Below are 21,772 nucleotides of genomic sequence, written 5' to 3'. Positions count from 1 at the left end.
TACTCATTACTCAACCACCACCAGTAACATTAGGTAAAGATGCAAGATCTGAGTTTAAGTGAGTTAGTGGTTGAAAATAAGTTTTAGAGGAAAGTTTAAATTAGGGCAATACTTTCTGTAAACTAGCTCCACCAGTTGGACTTACACTTAAATTTACCCTATCTCCTTGGTCAATTAGATCAAATTCAGAACAGGGTATTTTCCAAGTTGTTACTTTTTGTTGATTCTTTTGAGTATAAATTCCTGTAATCCGACAATAAGTAACAGGAGTAAGGGCGCGTTGGCGATAGGGATAATGATTTAATTGTGGCCTAGGGTTTACTCTGGGTTGGTTTTCTGTCCCTGTTTGGGTGAAAGTTCGCCAATGACTCCATTCATCTATTTCATAATAAACGTAGGTATCATATACTGGTTCACTAACCATATTGGGAACAGTTTTAGGTACTTTACGAGTACTGTAAACTGGCACTTGTCGAGTTTTTTGTACAGAACGAGTAGAATATATGGGTACATCCTTACAACTCCGCTTCCCGGCACCAGTTCCCGTTGATTTAGTAGTACATTCTCGTTTAGTGCCGCTTTGATAACGTTCTGTGGTTGTATAATTTTCAGTTTTAGTGCCGCTTTGATAGCGCTCATCAACCATAATAGTTTTATGGCCTTCTTGCACTTCTTGTGTGCCTCTTTGACGCCTTTCAAAAGAGTGAATACGCGCCCCTACTGGAACATTTTCATCCCAGTCAGATTCTGAGACTGGTCGCAATTCTTCTACTTTAACTTCAGATTCCCAAGTGAGAGATTGAACAGTAACAGTCAAATCACGGGGTGTGAATAACCAGATTCCTCCTACAGTAACAGCACCTAACCCACTAGCAGCTATAGCTCCTCCTGCAATTGGTCGCCAAGGTAAAGATGATTTTTGTTGATTACTGGCTGTGGCTTCTGATTCAGTTTCTGATGAATTAGGTGCTGCGGGATTGTTAATTGATTCTCCAGATTGAGCTCGAATTGGATCTGAGGAGTCTATGTCATCCGTTTGCCACATGTTACAAACATGGCAGTTAAGTAAATCTTTAGAAGCACCAGTATCAGGGTTCAAAGAACCACAATGCTTGCATTTCCAATCGGCGAGTCCTGCTTTAATTCTACCCAGCAATACTGGATCTGTGATTACACGGCTATTTTCGTCTTCATATAATTCTACAGAATCATCACGTCGATAAAAACAGTTAGGACAGTACCATCCAGTGGGATTTAAACTAGGAATAGCAGAAATATGATCTTCACCACATTCAGGACATCTCCAGTATAGTTCTATATATTCTACTTGCTCACTCATGAGCTTTGACCTCTAGGAAATTAACAACAATTAACAGAAAGTTAAATAATTCTTGCTTATTCCATTTTATCAAAAACTACATAAGTGCTATCTCAGTAAATACCCACATAAATAAATCTAGAAAAGCGATCGCCGATTTTCCATAACTCTTTTTATATCAAATTGATTAAAAAATGCTAAAAATATAGAAGCAGATTAGATTCCCCCTTTGGGTAGGTTTTTTACCAAGAGATTGTAGTGAGGGTGAAGACAAGGAAGACAAGGAGGGAAAGTGGACAAGGCAGTATAAGTATTTTTATACTACACAAAGCCAAAAACATACTTTTTTACTTGTATTATCTCCCTTGTCTCCTTGTCTTCGTTCCTCCCGGAGTCTCGCTGTAGGGAAGGGGGGCTCAAGGTTGCTTGTCATCACCTCGTTTTTAGCATTTATTTTTCTATTTCATATTAGTAATTGCGATCGCACAAATTTAATTAATCTGGTTGAATTCCAGAACCTACTGGGGCATTTGCTTTTAGTTTCAACTCAGGATGGTCGCCTATAGCTTGTTGTAGATTCCATTCATTTTTAAACAAAATTACTGGTCTATCCCAACTATCTTTAACTATCATGGTGTTAAAAATTTTCCCCGTTTTTTCTAAAGCTTCCCAACCGTTGGCCACCCAACGGGCTACACTGTACCCTAAAGGCTCTAACTTTGTTTCCACACCATATTCTTGCAGAAGGCGAAACTGGACAACTTCAAATTGTAATTGGCCCACAGCAGCTAGGATTGGGTCTTTTTTATAGTCGTCAGCGGAGTACATAATTTGGATAGCCCCTTCTTCTTGGAGTTCTTTAATCCCTTTTTGAAAAGGTTTAAACTTAGAGGGGTTGGGATTTTTCAGATAAGCAAATAGTTCTGGAGAAAAACAAGGTATCCCCTCATACTCTAACTTCTTCCCTTGGTAAATAGTATCTCCGATAGCAAAGACTCCCGGGTTATTTAAACCAATTACATCTCCTGGATAGGCTTCTTCTATCGACTCTCTTCCTTGGGCAAAAAGTTTTTGAGGACGGGATAGACGCACATTTTTACCACTGCGGGCATGATTTACGGTCATATCCTTTTCAAATCTCCCGGTACAAACGCGAATAAAAGCGACTCTATCTCGGTGTTTAGGGTCCATATTAGCTTGTAACTTGAAGACAAATCCGGTAAACTCGGGATAGTCTGGTTCTATTGTCCCCTCTGAGGAATTGCGTGGTGTAGGTTTAAGGGAATGAGCTAAAAAATTATCTAAGAATAGTTTAATACCGAAATTAGTCATAGCACTACCAAAGAAAATCGGGGTCATTTCTCCGGCTTGCACTTTGGCTAAATCCCAGGGTGAGCCAATTTCCCCCAGTATTTCCAATTCTTCTTGTAGTTGACCATATAGTTCTGCCCCTAGTAATTTCTCAGCTTGAGGATCATCTAACTGCATCACAGTAGTAGCGGCTTGTTTACTCCCATGCCCTTGCCTTTCAAACAGGTTTATTTCCTCTTTACTGCGATCATATACACCTTTAAAGCGATCGCCCATGCCTATGGGCCAATTCATGGCATAAGTAGCTAATCCTAATTCTTGTTCTATCTCATCTAACAATTCTAATGGTTCTCTCCCGGGACGGTCTAACTTATTCACAAAGGTAAAAATTGGCAAAGAGCGCATTTTACACACTTCAAATAATTTACGTGTTTGTGGTTCTAAACCTTTTGCCGCATCAATTAACATAACTGCATTATCTGCCGCGGCTAATGTCCGATAGGTATCTTCACTAAAATCTTGGTGTCCTGGAGTATCTAAGAGATTGATTTGGTAGCCTTTATACTCAAACTGCAACACCGTAGATGTTATAGAAATCCCCCGTTGTTGTTCCATCTCCATCCAGTCAGAGGTAACCTTGCGTTGTTCTCTACGTGCTTTTACTGCCCCTGCTTGGTGAATTGCTCCTCCATAGAGTAACAATTTTTCAGTCATTGTGGTTTTCCCGGCATCAGGGTGAGAAATAATCGCAAAGTTACGTCTCTTTTCTACTTCCTTTTGTAAATCTGTTAATTGTGTTTCTGTAAACATATTTTGTCGAGGCTATTTTTTTTTTCAGCTAGTTGTGATTTTTGTTGTTTTATTTCTTCTACTTTGAGTATGATTAGATATTCATAAAATCCTTGTAATGTACACCAGGCAAAACCTGCTTTTCCATCTAAAAATCCTCCCAATATAAAGTACATATATAACCAGCGTAGCAAAGGACGAAACGGTAAACGTAGGGATAAATCTTTTAACGCTCTACGTTTTTCTACTTCTGATTTTCCTAAAAATAAGTTGCGCCAATTTATTTCTCCTTCCTGAAGTTGCCGTAGGGTTTCATTAGCTTCATCTGTGGAGTAACGATTATGTTTTTCTAGCCAGCGACCTAATCCTTTACTACATGTGTAGTGAGGATATGTCTCCTTGAGAAATCCTGTTGCCCCTGAACACACTTCACGCTCTGTATGCCCGTAATCAGTAAACCACACTTTGCCTTTTTTGAATAAACGCATTTGATAGCGTGGATATTGGGTACTATAGCGAATCCATTTTCCCATAAACATCACTTGCTCAGCCACATAATAACCTATTAAATCTGGAGATTGAATAGCTTGTTGACATTCTGCAAATAATTCTGGTGTAAAACGCTCGTCTGCTTCTAGAATGTATACCCAAGGGTATTTAGTTTCCACATATTCTAACATCCAACTTCTTTGCTTACCATGACTTTCAAATTGATGCTGCACAGTTTTAACAGGGTATTGAGCAGCAATTTCTCTAGTGCGATCTTCACTAAAAGAATCAACTACTATAATATCGTCACATGCTAATGCTGACTCAATACAATCGGCTATATCATTTTCCTCGTTGTAAGTGAGTATGTAAATAGAAAATCCTGGTTCACTGTAACTAGACATCAAGGTGTAGACTCCTGGCTCACAAATTTGTTAATATTCGTCTAATATTTAAAATAAACTTAATTATATGTACATAAATTAATTAAAACATGGATTGGCAAGAAATTTCGGGAAGTTGGGTCTGGATTCATCCTCAACCAGTTGGTATTATTCACTTTCTTGGGGGTGCTTTTGTTGCTTCTGCGCCTCAGTTTACCTACCGTTGGTTGCTCACAGAAATTGGTAAAGCAGGATATGTAATTATTGCTACCCCTTTTGTGAACACCTTTGATCATACCACTATATCTCGCTCTGTACTTAATCGTTTTGAAAGTTTATTAGAGCGAATGAAAAGTCAACAAATGCTTCCTCTCGGCTACTTACCAGTGTATGGTATTGGTCATAGTCTTGGTTGTAAAATTCATCTACTTATTGGTAGTCTTTTTCAGATAAACAGATCTGGTAATATTTTTATTGCCTATAATAATTATCCGGCACGTCAGGCGATTCCTTTTGTGGAGCAGTTAGACGTAAATAAGACTATATCTGTTGAGTTTACACCTTCGCCGTTGGAAACGGAGCAATTAATTTTAAATGATTATTTAGTACGTCGTAATTTAGTTATCCGTTTTACTGATGATACTATCGATCAAAGTTTAAATTTAGAGAAGATTCTCAAAATTCGCTATCCTAATTTGACTAGTTGTGAACTCTTACCAGGTAATCACTTAACCCCTATTGTACAAGAAATAACCTGGCAAACTTCTAGTAATTTTACTCCTTTGGATGCGGTAGGGCAATGGTTAAAACAAGGACTTTCTCGCGATTTAATCAAACTCAAGCAAGAAATCTTACGTTGGTTAAATCCAATGATCTAATCATAGTTTTATACAATTAAGAGTGTGTTTCAGTTTCTGTGAGTTGACTTACTTTTTCAAACTGATTGAGCACTAAAATAGGTGATCTATTTAGTTTATGTTAAGATTAGCGTTTAAAGCTGCTGCTGCTTATTTTTTGTGGAGGATTGTTAAGAAAAACTTATGTATCAAGAATACACACAAATATCCACTGGTTTTATTCAAAAGTTTGTATCCACTGTACAAATTCAGTTATTTCAAAACTTAAAAGAAGCCGAATTTACAGGAGAGTTGCGCTTAGGCAATTATCGTCAAGAAGAATGGAAATTTTATTTTTATATGGGGCGCATTTTCTATGCAGGAGGAGGAGTACATCCAATTCGACGTTTGAGAAGAAGTTTGTATTTTTATTCTCCTCAATTAATTCCTGATCTTTTTACGGGAATAGAAAATATATTACAAAAAAAATCGATGATTTGCTGGGAACATGACTTATTATTATTGTATTTAGAAAACCAAGATATTACTCGCGAAGATTTATCTAAAATCATTAAATACCAAGTTAAGGAAATTCTTTTTGATGTTACGCAGACCACACAATTAAAGTATGTTATTATCCCCAAAAAATTAAATATTAGTAAAATGATTTTAATAGATCTTCAAAGAATAATAGTAGAAACATGGAAAGCTTGGCAAGAATGGCAAACAGCAAAAATAGCTGAGCGATCGCCAAATTTATCTCCCTTAATTGTTCAACCAGAACAACTAGCAAAACAAGCTTCGCCTAAAACTTATGAGGCATTAACTAAACTTCTACAAGATAAAACTACTCTACGAGATTTAGCAATAAAAACTGGAATAAATACTTTGCAATTGTTACGTTTTTTACTCCCTTATATTCAAATAGGTTTAATTGAATTAGTTGACATACCTGATTTAATGGATCTTAGTTCCCACAAAGAAGTTGATGATGAAAACGAAAACATCCCAGTTTTTTTTAAGGAAGGTAAAAGAACTACCTAGTTGAGATATTGCTAGTGTGATTAAGCAAACCTTATTTAGCCTCAAGAAAAACTATAACCAACCCTTAAGACGATAAACTAGAAAACCAATATATTCTTTAATTGCTGTGGTGGTTAAAGATAAATGTTTGGCTTCTGGAAGAAGATTGAGAATAAAACCAGATGTGCTACTATTATCAGTATTAGTCACGAAAAAATCTGTGGGAGCTGGGATTGTCTCAATACCGAGTTTTTTAAAAATTGCTAAAGACCGAGGTGTATGAAAAGCTGAGGTTACCAAAAGTATTCTATTTATCCCCTCAGTATCCAGAATCTTCTTAACATTAACTGCATTTTGATAGGTATTTAAAGATAATGGTTCTTCAATGATTGCCTCGGGGGGAACACCTAGCATTTGCACTAATTTAGCCATATCAGCAGATTCTGAAGCAGTATTACCAGACCAGCTTATTCTACCTCCCGCTAGTATAACTAAAGGAGCTTTGTTTTCTCTATAGAGTTGAGCGGCATAAAACAGGCGATCGCCATGTTCATTCACATCGACCATAGGCCGAGGTGCCTGGGCAGATTTAGTAGCACCACCGAGTACAACAATTGCATCAGCCCTAGGCACAGGTTGAGAGGGAATAATTCTACTTTCTAAGGAAGATATCAAGGCGCTACTAACCCAAGCATTACCACCGAGTAATAAAAGAATCAAAGCTCCGGCAATGGGAAAAGGAGTTAGGCGAGGATATTTCCAGTGTAGGACCAAGGTGATTAAGAGTAGTAGTGATGCTAACCCCAAGGGATAACAAAATAGAGGTAATAATTTTGATAAAAAGAGAAAATCCATATCAAAGATCTAATTGAATACCATTACCAATTAGCTTAGCGGTAAATACCTCTAAATCTTCATCTACAATAGTTTTTAATAATTGAGATTTGATTGATTCTGCTTCAGCCATGGATTCACACAAAGTAAATACCGTCGGACCTGAACCAGTCATCATTGTACCTAAACCACCTAAACTAGCCATAGTCTCTTTTAATTGGGATACTTGAGTTAATTCTGAGAGGATAACTTTTTCAAAATCATTATGTAAGGATTTACCAATATTAATTTTATCTTGATTAACAATCGCCTTCATCAAAGGACCAGAATGTAGTGCTTGACTTCGATATAAATAAGTTTGAGGATCATTAGGATAGGTATCACCATAAATTTCTCGATAACTACGATAAGCCCAGGCGGTAGATACACCTAGATGGCGATATTTAGCGAGAACTACTCCTAGATTTTGTAAATCAGGAATAGGATCTAATTTTTCTCCTCTACCAGTGGCGATCGCCGTCCCTCCTCCCAAACAAAAAGGAATATCTGAACCAAGTTCGGCGGCGATTGCTTGTAATTCTGGTTGAGTTAACCCCAACTCCCACATCAAATTAATTCCCACCAGAACTGCTGCCGCATTAGTAGAACCTCCCGCTAAGCCTGCTGCCACAGGAATCTGCTTATCAATATAAATATTTATGCCTCCATAGTTAGCTGCGACATCAGGAAACTTTTGCTGCATAATTTTGGCTGCCTTATAAGCTAAATTACTCGCATCAGTAGGAACTTGGGGATGATCGCAGTAAATACGAATTTCATCGGTGGCGCTAGGGCGAATTTCCAGGCGGTCCGCTAAGTCGATGCTTTGCATAACCATGATTAATTCGTGATAACCATCCTCACGAATTCCGATAATTTCTAGATAAAGATTAATTTTAGCAGGAGCAATCAGAGAATAAGAACGCATTGATTTTAGGAAGTTTGTAAACGATTACTTAAGTTTATCCAATTAATTAAGCTTAATTCTTCTGCCCGTGCTTGAGGGTTAATGTTGAGTTGTTGTAATAATTTTTTTAGTTCTTCTGTCTCTATCAGTGATTTAAGATTATTGTGCAGCATTTTGCGACGATTAGCAAAGGCTAATTTCAAAATTGTATCTAGATGGTGAGGATTATTAGGGATTACAGGAAAAGGCCGTGGAGTCAGACGCACCACTGCTGAATCTACCTTAGGAGGAGGAGAAAAGGCTTTAGCTGGTACTGTACAAATCAACTCGCAGGCGGCTAAATATTGTATTCTTACGGACAAGGCGTTAAAAGCTTTAGTTTTCGGTTCTGCTACTAAACGTTCTGCTACTTCTTTTTGAATTAGTAACACAATTGATTGATAGTTACTCGTAGCAGGTTCACTAATTGTCCCTAATAGTTTTTCTAGAATCGGTCCTGTAATATTGTATGGTATATTTGCTACTACCTTGTTGAGATTTTTTGCTGGGGGAAAAGCCTGGTAGTAGTCTTCTAATTTGAGAGAGAGAATATCTGCTTCTATCAGGCAGAAATTTTGAATTTTACCAAATTGTCTGACTAGTTTTTTACACAAATCTCGATCTATTTCTACTGCTACTACAGCAGAAACAAGATTAATAAGTTCACGGGTTAAGATACCAGTACCTGGTCCTATTTCTAGTACGGCATCATCAGGAGATAAATTAGCGGCGGCAATAATCTCTTGGAGTATTGCTGGACTCTTTAACCAATGTTGGGCAAAACGTTTCCTAGGGCGATTAGTCATTGACTAATTATAACTTATCTTGGTTAATTATTCATAAATGATAATTACAGGTCAAGACAGTTAAATTCAGGGCCAATGATGGTACTAATGGCACTGAACTATGGGTAAGTGATGGCACAGAAGCGGGGACTCACCTAATTAAAGACATTAATCCTGGAAGCTCTAGCTCATCTTTTTTGAGATTAACACAATTAAATAGAAAATGGTATTTTGTATTTATCGCATTTTTTTAGGGAAATGATCTTATATGACTGAATCAATCAAATTTCAATTTTTTCCTTTAAGCTATAGTTGGGTAGCTCTTCATCCTCAACCTATCGGTGTGGTTTTTTTTATTGGTGGTGCATTTTTTGGAACATTTCCGACGGTTTTTTATCGTTATTTGTTAAAGCGTTTATTTAATCAGGGTTATACAATAATTGCATTTCCCTATCGCTTTACTTTTCGTCATTGGTCAGTAGCAATTAATTTAGTACGGGAAAAAGATGCACTCAGACAAGCGATTATAGATGAAGCTAAGTATCTTGATTATGACTATCAAATTTATCAAGAAAATCCAAATAAAAAAGAATCTAAGTATTTTTGGTTAGGTCATAGTCTAGGTTGTAAATATATTGCTTTACTAGAACTATTGACTGATTTAGAGGAAAGTAATTGTAATCAGCAAAACTTAGTTAATGATGTTTTTGGCAATTGTTTACCTTCTCAGGAAGAAAATAACCTCAAAGCAGCTCTTGCAGATGTTGATTTAAAGACAATTTCTCTAAAAAATCAAAAATCTATTTTGATGGCTCCAGCCATTGAAGGTATCGAAGGTGCTATTCTCAGATCTTGCACCAAAGCCCAAAAGTTGCTGGTGTAAGGGTAATTTAGAATGCGCGAATTAAGAATGTAGAATGATTTTTTTAGTATAAATACTCAATTTTTAGTTATTAAAATCTATTGAGCCATCAAATAAATAAATTTTGACCAGATAAAATAGTACTTTTGTTCTCTGAGGGGGTGAGTTTAATTAAAAAATCAATTTTGAATAAGGATTAGTTAGTACAATAGTACTGGTGCTTTGATCTAAGTATTCCTTTTTTACGGAATCCTTGGTTGAAAGGAGTGAAAAATTTTCTGAATCAGATTGGCATTAAAGTTGAACCATCCCAAGAAGAAACTTTTTGTTTAATTGAACAAAGTCAATTGTTTAATTTGACCAGTTTGATTTCCTTTAAAGAAGATACACGAGTTGCCGCTCCTACTATTCACTGGTTACTAGATAATTTAAAGCAACTTGTCGTTAGGGAACTTCAAGGAAAACATCTTGCACCACTAGGATGGATGAATGGAGACCCACAAATTGCCGAAGCAATAGAACAGTTTTTAAATCCACAAAAAATAGATGTTTAACTTATAATTCAGAGCGTCTTCAGGTGTTTATCTTACAACATGAGTTACAAAAAGACAAGCGATCGCCCTCTGATATCATGTCAGGTTATATACTTATTATTAAAACAGCACCGGAGCAATGACCAAAAAAAATAAGGTTACAAGCCCACTCCTTTAGGGGTGAAAGAAAAAAACTATATTCTTTGTTTCAAGCCCATGACTTTAGGCATGGGTATTTCCGAATTCCGAATTCCGAATTCCGAATTCCTTTGACCACCAAACCACCAAACCTAATAACTGAAACCTATAAAATAGTTGAGTAGTTCGGTTATATACGGAAACTTTTGCGTAGTTACCGAACTATTAAGCTTCAAGGTTTTTGCTAATTTAGAGGTATCTATATAATCAGTTAAACTTGATCAATATGTTGTTTATTTTTCAGGAGATATATTAAAATATGGCTTCAACTGACTTCAAAGATTACTACGCTACTTTAGGAGTAAGTAAAACAGCGACTCCTGAAGAAATTAAAAAAAAATTTCGCAAATTAGCTCTTAAATACCATCCAGATCGCAATCCCGGAGATAGTGCCGCTGAAGCTCGTTTCAAAGAAATTAGCGAAGCTTATGAAATTCTATCAGATCCGGCGAAACGGCAAAAATATGATAAATTTGGTCAATACTGGAAACAAGCTCCACAACAACAATGGTCAGGAGGAAAAGCAGAAGATTTCGACTTTGGTGATTTCGATTTTGGCCAGTACAGTAGTTTCGATGATTTCATTAACGAGTTATTAGGGAAATTTTCTACTACTCAAGGATATAGTACCACTACCCAAAAAAATCCTTATGATAATTTTACTAGAGGAGCAGGGTTCAATGACTTTAGCAACAAAACAAGTTATAAGCAACCTCCTGTAGGAAATCAAGAAGCTACTCTTAAACTAAGTTTTGAGGAAGCTTACCGAGGTACAACTAAAAAGTTAAGGCTTGGTAATAAAACTATTGATGTTCGTATTCCCAAAGGCGCTAAATCCGGTAATCGCCTACGAGTACCAGGTCAAGGGACTACAGCAAGTGCTTATACTCAACAAAAGGGGGATTTATTCTTAAATGTAGAACTGCAACCTCATCCTTTTTTTCAGTTTGAAGGAGATAATTTAGTCTGTGAAGTATCCATCACCCCCGATGAAGCAGTATTAGGGGCTACAATTGAAGTTCCTACTCCTGATGGTCTGGTTGAGGTAAAAGTTCCTGCCGGGATTCGTTCTGGTCAATCTTTACGCTTAAGAGGAAAAGGATGGCCTAAAGGCAAAACCGACAGAAGCGATCAGTTAGTTAAGGTAATTATTAGTGTACCAGAGCAACTCACTAGCGCTGAAAGAGAATATTATGAAAAAATTAGAGATTTGCGCAAAACTGACCCTCGTAGTCATCTCAAAAAATATACTCTCTAAAAAAAATATGCGGTAGTCGGTAGTTGGCTGAACATAATTAGTTAAAACTAATTAATGGTAGTCAAATACCGACTCCGCATGAATTTTTGAATTCGGAAAAAGCGTCTATAGGGAATTCAAGTCAATCTATGCTTGTTCGCGAATTACCGCATAAAAAGTTCCACTGATTCTTACCTCTTCAGCTTCTTTTGCTCCTAAATCAGTATCAGAAGGCTGTAAGCTTTCAAAAATACCAGCAACTTCTCCAGTTTCACTATCAACTTTAGTGATTGAGAGAGAGATTTCACCTCTACCTTTGTCTAATTGTTTGACATTAGACTTGCTGAATTCTTGGCTATCTGCTAAAGAAGGAAGTGCCACCGCATTGTCGTAGCCACTAGCAACGCCTCTACCTTTTGGATCTAAGAACACATTACCACGATAGGAGGGGACATTAAATTCTCCTTGGAAATTAGTAGATGTGTTAATACTTGTATACCCAGGTTGAGTCTTAGCTACTAGTTGTTTCACTGTAAAGAGAAACGGTACTTGTTCTCCCCCAGGAAGTTGTACTGTAATCGGTTGAAAGTCAATACCGCTATCTTCAACTAGGGTTAAAACTCCATCTTGGTCAAATTCGATAGTTCCGTTGATTTGTTCTAAGCTTGAAGTATAGCGAGTTAAAGCTTTAGCTCCGATAAATTCAGCTTCTTTACGCTTCATATTACTTTCTTCTTTGACTGCATATTTTTGGGGTTCAATACACAATTCTTCAAAGATATATGTGGCATTTTCTTTTAGGGGCAAAATGCCACGAGCTGTTTCTGGTAATTGAGGACATTTGTTTGCTAATCCAGTGTTGACAATTTCCTCATAAGTTAAGTTATCTCGGGTGAATACTCCATCGTCGGGAGTTTCTGAACAAGCAGTAATTAATCCGAAACAAATTATTAACAAAGCAGCAATCAAACCGCGATATTTCATATTTAACCTCTCTGTTGTTAATTTTAGCTAATAATGATCGCACATTATCCCATCTAATGTAACTAATGTACCAAATAGAGTTACCTATATTAGCAATGTTTTTTATAATTGAGTAATTATGCTTAAGAAGTTAGGCTAATCTAAAATTGTTCCTCTGATTTTGGTTTCTAAAAGTTGAGCATCAGTGAGATTAGCTTTCTTTAAGTTAGCCCACCTCAAGTCAGCTTTGTTCAAATTAGCTTTAGTTAAATCTGCACCATATAAATAGGCTTTACTTAAATGTGCTTCACTGAGATTAGCTTCGATCAAAACTGCTTGATACAAATAGGCTTGATTTAATTCTGCTCCCATAAGATTGGCTTTGGTGAGATTGGCTTGAATTAAATTCGCTTCAAACAATTTAGCTACACTGAGATTAGCTCTCATCAGTTGGGTTTCGCTTAAATCTGCTTCCTTGAGTTGCGCTTCTAGGAAATTGGCGGCGATCGCGTTAGCGAGTCTTAAATCGGCATAATTTAATTGGGCTTCTCGAAAGTCTGTGCCCATTAAATTGCTTTCTACTAACACGGCTTTTGTTAAATTTGCTGCCACTAATTTAGCGTTACTTAAATCTGCTCTAGTTAAGTTAGTTTCTGTGAGATTTGCCCCATATAAATTAGCATTACTCAGATTTGCCTCTGTTAGATCTAGGTTGCTTAAATTAATTTTAAATAGATTGCTGTAAGTTAAGTCTGGTTTAATGCCGGGATTTTTTGCTCTCCACTCTTCCCATAGCTTTCTACTATTCATCAACAACGTCAGATGATTTGAATTGGCCACTATTTTTTAAATCTAGTTTTTAATTAATCTCTTTTTGGCGATCATACCATAGGGTGCGGCTGAAAAAGTAAGTATTTGTATGCTACACAAAGCCAAAAACATACTTTTTTACTTGTATTATCTCCCTTGTCTCCTTTGTACGATGTAATTCACGATAATTAAATACTATACAATATATTACTTTTAAAGTACAGAGTGTGGGCTCGAAGTTTGATAGGGCTAAAGCCCTACTACAAACCTTCTCAGAGGGGAAGAGGAATAGCTTTTCAACAAATCTTACTAGGTAATTCCTGCAAAACTCTTTGAAAGATTGATGGGTCTGACAAAGATTGAGATACAATTAATGAACCTTGAACAGCGATCGCCCTATCTTCTCCTTTTTTTCTCGCTAATTCAGGTTCCATCCCTGATTCAATTAAAATATCCAAAGTTAATCTAAAATTTCATCAATAGCTTCTTTAAATAGGTCAAACCATTTTTCCAGTTTTGCTGATAAGTCTCCGTTAAATTCTAAACTATTTTCTTCTTCATTTTCATCTTTCTTTTCTCCTAATGTTACTTCTATATTAACTTTTTTCAAAGCTTCCTTCGCTTGTTCCTTATTAGTTTGATTTTCCTCCAAAAATCCCTCAATCGCCTCTTGAGATTGTTGCATTTTTTCTAAGTATTGTTGCTCTTTATATCTATTTAAAGCCTTCTTTGTTTCATCTCTAATCCATCGACGTTTACGAACTTTTAAATAACTTAAAATAGATTTAGTAATTTCTTTTTCATTTTCTCCAGTAAATAGGAACTCAAAGAAATCTTTTAATTTTTCATCTTCAATATTTTCTAATTCCTCTTTCCAAATAATTTTCCCTTCATCTAAGATAAATAAATCATCAAAAATATTACTAGTCTGTCCAAATTCTGTTAAAGGTAATTCTGATATATCCTCTTCAAGTTTACCTGCTGATAAATAACCCACTAATTTTACTTCATCAAGACTATCTAAAAATTGTACTGCCATATAACCCATAATATTTTTATCAAGAGAATCAGCAGTAAAATCTACTATGGTTTGATTGGGTTTAATCGGATGACATTCTACACTAGCACTTAGATAAGGTATATACAAATCCGAGACATCAAATAATGCTCTTTCTAAGGGATGCCAACTAGAACTTTGCTCTAAATCTGTTTCAATATTACCTTGTTTTAAATAAGTATGAACGGCATAAACAGCTAAACTATTCAAAAATACTTTTTCTCGATGTTCAGGTTTTAATTGTTGACGTGCAAATTTCTTAGCGGTCTCTATTTCAGGGGTAAAAAGAGAAATAGTAATATAAGATTCATTGATTAGATTAGTAGTCATTATTTTAGTCCTAAAATTTTTTGTTTCTAAAAGTGAGTTGGGTTTTGTTTTGTTATCTGGTGAGGTATAAACACTTATTCCTTTGATAGAGGTTACAGGTATTCAGTATACTTGGTTATGTCAAAAATTGCTATATTTTAATTGTCTTCATAAAGTAAATCATCTATAACTATTTTTGCTAATAGTCTTAATACTTTGGTTTTCCAAAAATGATCTAATTTACCTCGGGTAAGTTGATAATCTGTTGCTAGTTTTGTAAGATTTTTTCTTTTAGATTTCTCTGATTCAGGAAAAATAAACAGTAACTCTTTGATTAAATTTTGAGCATTACAATTTAGATGTTTTTTTGCAACTTCTTCTTTTCCTGAGGTTTCTACTAGATAACAATTTCTCAGTTTATTTTCTGGATCTTTTTCAAGATACTCTCTGAGTAAATCGTCTTTTTTTTGGTAATTCTGTTTTTGAGATTCTGTAGGATTTTTCTCAAAAATATTAGGAGAATAATTATGGATAATTGCCTGGTAGACACTAGGCAAAAAGGTACGAATATATTTAGAACGTATTGTGGAAACTGTAGTATTATTTTCAATAGCGATTTCTGCAAAAATAGGATCTAATTTAATTTTTTTCTCTGATGCTGCTTCACCCATTTTTTGCCATATTTGTCTGCATACAACCTCTTGTGTAGATATATTATTGTTGATAAAATTAATTATTTGAGTTCTATTTTTTTCTTTTTTAATTAATTCTAATAATTCTAACAAGTTATTATTGATGTTTTTATCTTCTACAAGATCTAGATTACTACCAGAACCATTATTCTGATTATCTTGAAGAGAAACATCAAGACTGTAGGGATCTTTTTTAGATTCTCTAGTAGCTGTTTGTTTCGCTGATAGTTGAATTTTTTCAAGCTCAAATTTATAATAGGTTTCTCCCTGTTTATCTAGTTTTACTCCCTCTGTTTTTACTATTTTCTTGTCTAAATAATCTTTTAGTTTACCTTGTTTTTCTGGACTAACCTCTTGAGAACCTTCTAATCTGGCGATAAATTGACTGAGAGTAAAACCATTTTCAGAAGTTTCCATTAACTCTTGAATAACCGCTGTTCTTTTTTCTTCAGGGGTTTTCTTTTGATAGTTAATATCCCGCCATCTATATTCTAATCTCAGAGGAGATATTTTTTGTATCCACCCCAATATATTTTGGATTAGAGAATAATTTTGATTTAATTTTAAATCAGTACAGATTAAATCCATTGCCTCGCTTACTACATCATTGATTAGTTCCACATACTCATGTTGTGGAGAATTGCGAGTAAAACTTATTTCTTCTTGACTAGATTTCAACTTATATTCCGAGTTTAAACTTCCTCGTAAATCTTGTTTTACAAATTTTAATCCTTTAATTAAAATAATTAACTCTGAAGTTAATTGTGATGTTATTTTCTTGTAATTATAATCAAATTTTCTTAAATCTCTTTCTAATTGTTTTTTCTCAGAATCAGATGCTGATTTAATTTGTTCTTCAAGTTCAGTACGTTCTAATTTAGAAGTACAATAGCTAATGATTAAGTTTCTGAGTTGTAAACTTTGGTCATTATCATTGGGAAATTGTGTTAATTGCTCTAATAAAGCACAAGATTTAGACATAGCAAATTGAAATAAACATATAGTATCAAGGATAGCTTAGATCTTGATTAGATGAAAACTATTACTTGAAGCCAGTAGGTTGGGTTGACTCACATCTTGCATCTTTATCAAAAGTTACTTGTGGTGGTTGAGTAATGAGTAATGAGTAATGAGTAATGAGTAAGAAGTAAGAAGTAATGAGTTAAAGAATTAATGCTAAACCCTTAAAAATTGGTTGACACTCAAGAAGCCAGTAGGTTGGGTTGAGGTAACGAAACCCAACAATTTAACATTTTGTCTCCGACTGTTATATGTTGGGTTGCACGACCTTGACATTGAGAATGTGCGAATGCGCGAATTTAGTAGCCAATAGGTTGGGTTGAGGTGAGGAAACCCAACAATTTCACTGGCTGTAGTGAATTTTACTCACTAATCAACTCATCAATACGAGATTGCCAAACAATAATCTCAGCATTATATTCTGATTCAAGGGATTTAAGGTCATTTTGAGCCTTATCCTCAATTTTTTCTTGTTCTTCTGCAATCCATTGTTGCCTCCGTTCATTTTGCTGTTGTTCATTTAATCCAGCTATAGGTTGATATTGAAAAGCAACATTTTTTAAATCTTGTTGTAGTTGCTTTTCAATAATAGAAATCTGGTTTTTATGGCTTTTCTCTAATTGACCGATAATGTATTTACAGTAGTCTTTGTTTGCTTGCTCGCGGGCTGATGAAGGATTAGAATAAGGACTAGCTGGGTCTATAATGTTACTAATTTCTGCATCTATTAGTGTATCCTGGTACTCTTGGTCAATTAAAAATTCGTTGGTAGTGTTGGACAAGACGTATTTGCCATAAATGGGCATTAATTGAGTATAATGTTCTGGTAATTCAAAGGTTTCTCTTTGATAAAGGGCAAATCCCCAGGTAAATAACACAGGAAGAGAACTTAGAATAGGTCTAACGATAAAAGGAATACCACCACCAAACATAGTGACACTAGACATTAACCAAAAAGCAGTACCAAACTCTACAACATTTAGAGAAGCGGCTGCAAGACCATTAACAGGAAGGTTATGTTGATATGGTAGATTTTCGCCTTCAATTTTATGAACAAATCTGATTTGTTCATCAAAATAATTGTCTATTAAGGAACTATCATCTTTGTTATGAAGTTCGGCTTCCTTTTCAATGGATTTAACCGTAGTTTTAGTTTTGTCCTCAATTCCTTTGTTAGTAAGTGCTTTAGTAGCCGTACGGTCAACGATAAAGCTGAGAATACCACCACCTATTAGTGAGGCGGGTAATCGAAATTTACCCAGGTTTCCTGCAAAAATACCTGCCGCAGTAACATACATCATAGCACCAACACTGACGGCAATCATTTTAACTACTGTTTGTCCATTGGTTTCAGGGTGATATTTATTGGCGATTGGACTTCTGTTGTTAATTAATTTTTCAGCAGCATCAGAATGGGCATTTTCGGTGTTGCGAGACAAGATATAACTTGATTGTTTATCTGATAATTTGCCTTTACTTGTGCGACTAATTTTGCGCCATTTTTTAGTAAAACTCCACTTGTCTTGATTTTGTGGCTTAATGCTATTAATGGCTTGTTTTTCGTTTCCGGGCTTCATAATTTTAATCCTCAGTTTCTTGACTGCTTATTAATTTCTCGGTAACTAATGATTTATTCGTGCAAAAAAAAGTAAGTTTTGGTGAAGAGATAGGGGAGTGTCAATACTGCGTAGGTTTTGAATCAAACATATTTATTTTGAGAAAGCAGGGAGCCGGGAGCAGGGAGCAGGGAGCAGGGAGCAGGGAGCAGGGAGAGGGGTTTTTGGCTTTGTAATTAATCTCCTTTCAACCTTACTCTAATCAATAATTTTCTCTTAACAAAAGCAGTATTGAGGGGAGTGTGGGAAGTCTGGCAAGTCTTCTCAGACCAAAGCATCTTTATCACTCATTTACTTGTGGATGAATAATGAATAATGAGTAATGAGTAATGAGTAATGAGTAATGAATAAAAGAATTGATCCTAACCACTTAAAAATTGATTCTCGCCTGTTGGCCTATTTAGTAGTTTTTTAGGAGTGCTTTGGTCTAAGTCTTTGTATTCCCCCTCTCCCCCTCTCCCTGCTCCCTGCTCCCTGCTCCTCCTCACCATTTTCTTTGTCAAGAATGAAAAGACCCTGCTTCTCCTCCTCTCCGAAAGCTCCCTACTGGGAATTCCTTTGGCGGGCTTGTTGAAATCCACTACTAACACAAGTATTAATACCCTCTAGGGTACAAATTTCTACTTCTTTGTATCTACTAGCGATTTCTTTTAATTTCACTTGTACTTTGCCCTGGACTCCCATAATGCGAACTAGGCTATTATTACTAATAATTTCCTGTAACAAAGTTTCTACTTTCTCGAAGTCTTCAGGAGGTCTTCCCTGTACTTGTTCAGTATCATCTAGGGTAATAGAGAGAAGTATGGGTTGATGATTGTCTTGATTACGTTCGTTTTTAATTTCAATCGCAGCTAAGTTTAGGGTTTCAGTTAGGGAAGTTCCAGAAATTTTACCAATTTTAGCTTTGACTGTGTCAGTATCTTCAGGGTCACAAATCTTATCACCAAATTTATTGTTAACTACCTTTCCTGCGCCGATTTCTTCAGCAATCTCGGCAAATTGATACTGTTTAACTTTGTCTCCTGCTTCAATATTTTCGATGATAACTAGACAATGTTGTTTTCTTTGTGCTGCTAATTTTTCAATCCCCGAGAGAGAAAAATCATCAAATTTGAGGACTGTTACATTAGGAGTAGTTATACTAGCATAGGTAGCCCAGCCAAAAGCGATCGCTATTGTAGATCCTAAACCTATAATTTTCCAGTCTTTGTGTATAGGATTACTACTTGGTGTAGATTTATCAAATTTATGTGTTACCATAGTAATTCTTTCTCCACTATTTATGGATTAGTTTTTTTTGTTCTAATTACTTATCGGCAACAATCAATAAAATTTTGCAAATTTTTATAGGGGGTTTTTGTAGCAATACAAAATATAAAAAGGTTTATTGCGGATGCGACCCCGCGCCGATTATCGGCGCACACCAGTAGCGCACCAAGCCTTTGATGACTATAGCAGTAGTTCGTGTTAACAATATTTAGATAAATGATCCCCCCAACCCCCCTTAGTAAGGGGGGCTTTATAGGGAACTCGCCAAACCCTTGTATAGCAGGGAGCAGGGAGCAGGGAGAGGGTTTTTAAGTAAAATTACTTAAGTTGTGGATAAAATGTATATTACTATACATTAATTTCTTAAACAAAATCTAAAAAAGCACAAACTCACAAGTTACGTTTTTTGTCAAGTTTTATGTTAAGAAAGATGTTTATAAAGCATAGCTTACCAAGGGGGGCTTTATAAGGAACTCGCAAAACCCTTGTATAGCAAGGGAGCTTCGGGAGAGCGGTGGGCGGTGTGTTATAAAACAAGAAAGAGAGAAAAACAGATGGTAGTAACTACTTTTAAATGGTCAATTGACCAATGGCATCAACTAATAGAAACAGGAGTATTAGCTGATAACAATGTGGAATTAATCGAGGGAGAAATAGTAGAAATGAGTCCTGAAGGAATTTTCCACAGCTATAGTAATAGAAGTATCAGCGACTATTTAAGACAAATATACACAAATATAGCTTATATTAGTGAGCGCTATCCCATTACTCTAGATAATTCTGAGCCACAACCTGATATAGCGGTAGTACGTCTTCATCCAGATATTTATCGTCAACATCACCCCTATCCTGAGGATATTTATCTATTAATGGAGATATCCAATAGCACTTTAGAGTTTGACAAAGAAATCAAAGCTATAGCAATGAGCCAATAGATGTTGACAAAAATGATGAAAAGCCCCCCTTAGTAAGGGGGGTTGGGGGGATCATTAGTGATAAATGTTGTTAACACTACAACGCTCATTGCTATAAAATATATGCTCGTAATCAGATAAGGGAATATTGGCTAATCGATTTAGTTAATAAAAAGGTGATTGTTCACACTTTACCAAAAGATAACAGGTATCAACAGATTGAAGAAATCGATGCAGGAGTTATAGCATCTCAAGCTTTTCCTGAGATAAAAATTGAATTATCGCGCCTGTTGTTCTAATATTTTGCATAAAAAATAAAAACCCATCAGAGAATTAAATATAGTTACAAAATAATCATCAGACCAATGAATGAACAACGCCTTCAACAATATCTAACCTTCATCCAATCTATCCTCGAAGCTGATAGAGACGAACAACTACAACAACTCTTCATTGATAACCAAGACCTCATCGACCAAGACTTAATTCAAACTATGGTGTATGTTGCCGACAACAGCGACGATGAAAACCTTGCTAACTATCTGCGCAACATCGCTAATAACCTCTATCAAGCTATTACAGCCCAAAATAACCAACCCAGGGAAGCTGATTATAATTTCCTGATGGATTTATTGAGTTTAATAAATGAAACTCAGGGGGATAAACAGAGGATTTACCCTTTCCTGCAAGAAAACCTCCATCAACTGACTCCCAGACTTATCCCCTGCCTTAATCTGTGGTGGGAGAATACCATTCCTAATTTAGAAGACTCAGAACAAAAAAATTATCTTGTTTCCCAAGTTGTTAAATTAGGTAATCTTTTACAAGAATTTCCCTTGAATAAACCCGATTGTCTCGAAATAGCCATTAAATCTTATGAAAACGCCCTATTAGAATGGAAACGGGAGCTTGTACCCTTAGATTGGGCAATGACCCAAAATAATCTGGGAGCTGCTTACACAGACAGAATCAAAGGAGACCGGGGTGAGAATCTAGAATCTGCGATTAAATCTTATGAAAACGCCCTATTAGAAAGGAAACGGGAGCTTGTACCCTTACAATGGGCTGGAACCCAAAATAATCTGGGAAATGCTTACAGCCAGAGAATCAAAGGAGACCGGGGTGAGAATCTAGAATCTGCCATTAAATCTTATCAAAACGCCCTATTAGAAAGGAAACGGGAGCTTGTACCCTTAGATTGGGCAACCACCCAAAATAATCTGGGAAATGCTTACTTATACAGAATCAAAGGAGACCGGGGTGAGAATCTAGAATCTGCGATTAAATCCTATCAAAACGCCCTATTAGAAAGGAAACGGGAGCTTGTACCCTTAGATTGGGCAACCACCCAAAATAATCTGGGAAATGCTTACTTATACAGAATCAAAGGAGACCGGGGTGAGAATCTAGAATCTGCGATTAAATCCTATCAAAACGCCCTATTAGAATTCAAACGGGAGCTTGTACCCTTAGATTGGGCAACCACCCAAAATAATCTGGGAAATGCTTACAGAAACAGAATCAAAGGAGACCGGGGTG

21 protein-coding genes and 1 pseudogene are annotated in these 21,772 nt (G+C 36.0%); 9 read left to right on the top strand and 13 right to left on the bottom strand.

Annotated features, from left to right (window positions below; all coding sequences use genetic code 11):
- Positions 1 to 100 precede the first annotated feature (100 nt).
- The 3 genes from MW688_RS07815 to MW688_RS07805 form a co-directional block, all read right to left on the bottom strand.
- Positions 101 to 1,339 carry a hypothetical protein gene (locus MW688_RS07815; protein ID WP_486735389.1) on the bottom strand — a complete coding sequence of 413 codons (1,239 nt, stop codon included), beginning with the start codon at positions 1,337 to 1,339 and terminating at the stop codon, positions 101 to 103.
- Between the two features lie 474 nt (positions 1,340 to 1,813).
- Complete coding sequence (prfC, locus tag MW688_RS07810; RefSeq protein WP_486735388.1) at positions 1,814 to 3,439, bottom strand: peptide chain release factor 3; 1,626 nt, start codon at positions 3,437 to 3,439, stop codon at positions 1,814 to 1,816.
- Positions 3,418 to 4,311 (bottom strand): glycosyltransferase family 2 protein, encoded by an 894-nt coding sequence (locus MW688_RS07805; protein WP_486735387.1) that lies wholly within the window; start codon positions 4,309 to 4,311, stop codon positions 3,418 to 3,420. The genes prfC and MW688_RS07805 overlap by 22 nt, the downstream gene beginning before the upstream one ends.
- Before the next feature lie 89 nt (positions 4,312 to 4,400).
- Here MW688_RS07805 and MW688_RS07800 point away from each other — a divergent pair, with 89 nt between their 5' ends.
- Both MW688_RS07800 and MW688_RS07795 read left to right on the top strand, forming a co-directional pair.
- Positions 4,401 to 5,168, top strand: a complete 768-nt coding sequence (locus tag MW688_RS07800; RefSeq protein ID WP_486735386.1) for a DUF1350 family protein — start codon at positions 4,401 to 4,403, stop codon at positions 5,166 to 5,168.
- Between the two features lie 162 nt (positions 5,169 to 5,330).
- Positions 5,331 to 6,170: a DUF4388 domain-containing protein gene (locus MW688_RS07795; protein ID WP_486735385.1), complete on the top strand. Its 840-nt coding sequence runs from the start codon at positions 5,331 to 5,333 to the stop codon at positions 6,168 to 6,170.
- Positions 6,171 to 6,221: 51 nt separating this feature from the next.
- Here MW688_RS07795 and MW688_RS07790 read toward each other — a convergent pair whose 3' ends face one another.
- From MW688_RS07790 to rsmA, 3 genes are read right to left on the bottom strand one after another with little or no spacing between them, the layout of a single operon-like run.
- Positions 6,222 to 7,004 carry a YdcF family protein gene (locus MW688_RS07790; protein ID WP_486735384.1) on the bottom strand — a complete coding sequence of 261 codons (783 nt, stop codon included), beginning with the start codon at positions 7,002 to 7,004 and terminating at the stop codon, positions 6,222 to 6,224.
- Position 7,005: 1 nt separating this feature from the next.
- Positions 7,006 to 7,950, bottom strand: a complete 945-nt coding sequence (ispE, locus tag MW688_RS07785; protein WP_486735383.1) for a 4-(cytidine 5'-diphospho)-2-C-methyl-D-erythritol kinase — start codon at positions 7,948 to 7,950, stop codon at positions 7,006 to 7,008.
- Between the two features lie 5 nt (positions 7,951 to 7,955).
- Entirely contained in the window at positions 7,956 to 8,774 is an 819-nt protein-coding gene (gene rsmA / locus MW688_RS07780; protein ID WP_486735382.1) for a 16S rRNA (adenine(1518)-N(6)/adenine(1519)-N(6))-dimethyltransferase RsmA, read from the bottom strand.
- A gap of 74 nt (positions 8,775 to 8,848) precedes the next feature.
- Here rsmA and MW688_RS07775 point away from each other — a divergent pair.
- The 4 genes and pseudogenes from MW688_RS07775 to MW688_RS07760 all read left to right on the top strand — a co-directional run.
- Positions 8,849 to 9,007, top strand: a pseudogene (locus MW688_RS07775) (ELWxxDGT repeat protein); the annotation flags it as partial.
- 14 nt (positions 9,008 to 9,021) lie between these two features.
- Positions 9,022 to 9,636 carry a DUF1350 family protein gene (locus tag MW688_RS07770; RefSeq protein ID WP_486735381.1) on the top strand — a complete coding sequence of 205 codons (615 nt, stop codon included), beginning with the start codon at positions 9,022 to 9,024 and terminating at the stop codon, positions 9,634 to 9,636.
- 245 nt (positions 9,637 to 9,881) lie between these two features.
- Positions 9,882 to 10,169, top strand: coding sequence for a hypothetical protein (locus MW688_RS07765; RefSeq protein WP_486735380.1), 288 nt, complete (start codon positions 9,882 to 9,884; stop codon positions 10,167 to 10,169).
- Positions 10,170 to 10,605: 436 nt separating this feature from the next.
- Entirely contained in the window at positions 10,606 to 11,604 is a 999-nt protein-coding gene (locus MW688_RS07760; RefSeq protein ID WP_486735379.1) for a DnaJ C-terminal domain-containing protein, read from the top strand.
- Between the two features lie 126 nt (positions 11,605 to 11,730).
- Here MW688_RS07760 and psbO read toward each other — a convergent pair whose 3' ends face one another.
- The 7 genes from psbO to MW688_RS07725 form a co-directional block, all read right to left on the bottom strand.
- Positions 11,731 to 12,567 (bottom strand): photosystem II manganese-stabilizing polypeptide, encoded by an 837-nt coding sequence (gene psbO / locus MW688_RS07755; protein WP_486735378.1) that lies wholly within the window; start codon positions 12,565 to 12,567, stop codon positions 11,731 to 11,733.
- Positions 12,568 to 12,702: 135 nt separating this feature from the next.
- Positions 12,703 to 13,356, bottom strand: a complete 654-nt coding sequence (locus tag MW688_RS07750; protein WP_486735377.1) for a pentapeptide repeat-containing protein — start codon at positions 13,354 to 13,356, stop codon at positions 12,703 to 12,705.
- A gap of 296 nt (positions 13,357 to 13,652) precedes the next feature.
- Positions 13,653 to 13,814, bottom strand: a complete 162-nt coding sequence (locus MW688_RS07745) for a hypothetical protein (RefSeq protein WP_486735375.1) — start codon at positions 13,812 to 13,814, stop codon at positions 13,653 to 13,655.
- A gap of 2 nt (positions 13,815 to 13,816) precedes the next feature.
- Positions 13,817 to 14,743, bottom strand: a complete 927-nt coding sequence (locus tag MW688_RS07740; RefSeq protein ID WP_486735374.1) for a DUF1822 family protein — start codon at positions 14,741 to 14,743, stop codon at positions 13,817 to 13,819.
- A gap of 137 nt (positions 14,744 to 14,880) precedes the next feature.
- The gene (locus MW688_RS07735; RefSeq protein WP_486735373.1) at positions 14,881 to 16,395 is read right to left on the bottom strand and encodes a hypothetical protein; all 1,515 of its coding nucleotides are present in this window, start codon (positions 16,393 to 16,395) and stop codon (positions 14,881 to 14,883) included.
- Positions 16,396 to 16,796: 401 nt separating this feature from the next.
- On the bottom strand, positions 16,797 to 18,011 hold the full coding sequence (locus MW688_RS07730; RefSeq protein WP_486735372.1) for a hypothetical protein: 1,215 nt from the start codon (positions 18,009 to 18,011) through the stop codon (positions 16,797 to 16,799).
- Positions 18,012 to 18,593: 582 nt separating this feature from the next.
- A complete protein-coding gene (locus MW688_RS07725) occupies positions 18,594 to 19,310 on the bottom strand; it encodes a hypothetical protein (RefSeq protein ID WP_486735371.1) in 717 nt (238 codons plus the stop codon).
- A 563-nt stretch (positions 19,311 to 19,873) separates the two neighbouring features.
- Here MW688_RS07725 and MW688_RS07720 point away from each other — a divergent pair.
- From MW688_RS07720 to MW688_RS07710, 3 genes are all read left to right on the top strand, one after another.
- Positions 19,874 to 20,254: a Uma2 family endonuclease gene (locus MW688_RS07720; RefSeq protein ID WP_486735370.1), complete on the top strand. Its 381-nt coding sequence runs from the start codon at positions 19,874 to 19,876 to the stop codon at positions 20,252 to 20,254.
- A 155-nt stretch (positions 20,255 to 20,409) separates the two neighbouring features.
- A complete protein-coding gene (locus MW688_RS07715; RefSeq protein WP_486735368.1) occupies positions 20,410 to 20,532 on the top strand; it encodes a hypothetical protein in 123 nt (40 codons plus the stop codon).
- 66 nt (positions 20,533 to 20,598) lie between these two features.
- The coding region (locus MW688_RS07710) for a tetratricopeptide repeat protein (protein ID WP_486735367.1) at positions 20,599 to 21,772 on the top strand (1,174 nt) is incomplete at its 3' end.

The sequence above is a fragment of the Johannesbaptistia floridana genome (assembly GCF_057440575.1).
This window is presented reverse-complemented; position numbering and strand designations above follow the sequence as displayed.

Coding starts and splice junctions, on each gene's coding strand:
- MW688_RS07730 (WP_486735372.1), bottom strand. CDS start 18,011: ATGAAGCCCGGAAACGAAAAACAAGCCATTAATAGCATTAAGCCACAA.
- MW688_RS07805 (WP_486735387.1), bottom strand. CDS start 4,311: ATGTCTAGTTACAGTGAACCAGGATTTTCTATTTACATACTCACTTAC.
- MW688_RS07795 (WP_486735385.1), top strand. CDS start 5,331: ATGTATCAAGAATACACACAAATATCCACTGGTTTTATTCAAAAGTTT.
- prfC (WP_486735388.1), bottom strand. CDS start 3,439: ATGTTTACAGAAACACAATTAACAGATTTACAAAAGGAAGTAGAAAAG.
- psbO (WP_486735378.1), bottom strand. CDS start 12,567: ATGAAATATCGCGGTTTGATTGCTGCTTTGTTAATAATTTGTTTCGGA.
- MW688_RS07735 (WP_486735373.1), bottom strand. CDS start 16,395: ATGTCTAAATCTTGTGCTTTATTAGAGCAATTAACACAATTTCCCAAT.
- ispE (WP_486735383.1), bottom strand. CDS start 7,950: ATGCGTTCTTATTCTCTGATTGCTCCTGCTAAAATTAATCTTTATCTA.
- MW688_RS07725 (WP_486735371.1), bottom strand. CDS start 19,310: ATGGTAACACATAAATTTGATAAATCTACACCAAGTAGTAATCCTATA.
- MW688_RS07815 (WP_486735389.1), bottom strand. CDS start 1,339: ATGAGTGAGCAAGTAGAATATATAGAACTATACTGGAGATGTCCTGAA.
- MW688_RS07720 (WP_486735370.1), top strand. CDS start 19,874: ATGGTAGTAACTACTTTTAAATGGTCAATTGACCAATGGCATCAACTA.
- rsmA (WP_486735382.1), bottom strand. CDS start 8,774: ATGACTAATCGCCCTAGGAAACGTTTTGCCCAACATTGGTTAAAGAGT.
- MW688_RS07800 (WP_486735386.1), top strand. CDS start 4,401: ATGGATTGGCAAGAAATTTCGGGAAGTTGGGTCTGGATTCATCCTCAA.
- MW688_RS07760 (WP_486735379.1), top strand. CDS start 10,606: ATGGCTTCAACTGACTTCAAAGATTACTACGCTACTTTAGGAGTAAGT.
- MW688_RS07740 (WP_486735374.1), bottom strand. CDS start 14,743: ATGACTACTAATCTAATCAATGAATCTTATATTACTATTTCTCTTTTT.
- MW688_RS07770 (WP_486735381.1), top strand. CDS start 9,022: ATGACTGAATCAATCAAATTTCAATTTTTTCCTTTAAGCTATAGTTGG.
- MW688_RS07790 (WP_486735384.1), bottom strand. CDS start 7,004: ATGGATTTTCTCTTTTTATCAAAATTATTACCTCTATTTTGTTATCCC.
- MW688_RS07750 (WP_486735377.1), bottom strand. CDS start 13,356: ATGAATAGTAGAAAGCTATGGGAAGAGTGGAGAGCAAAAAATCCCGGC.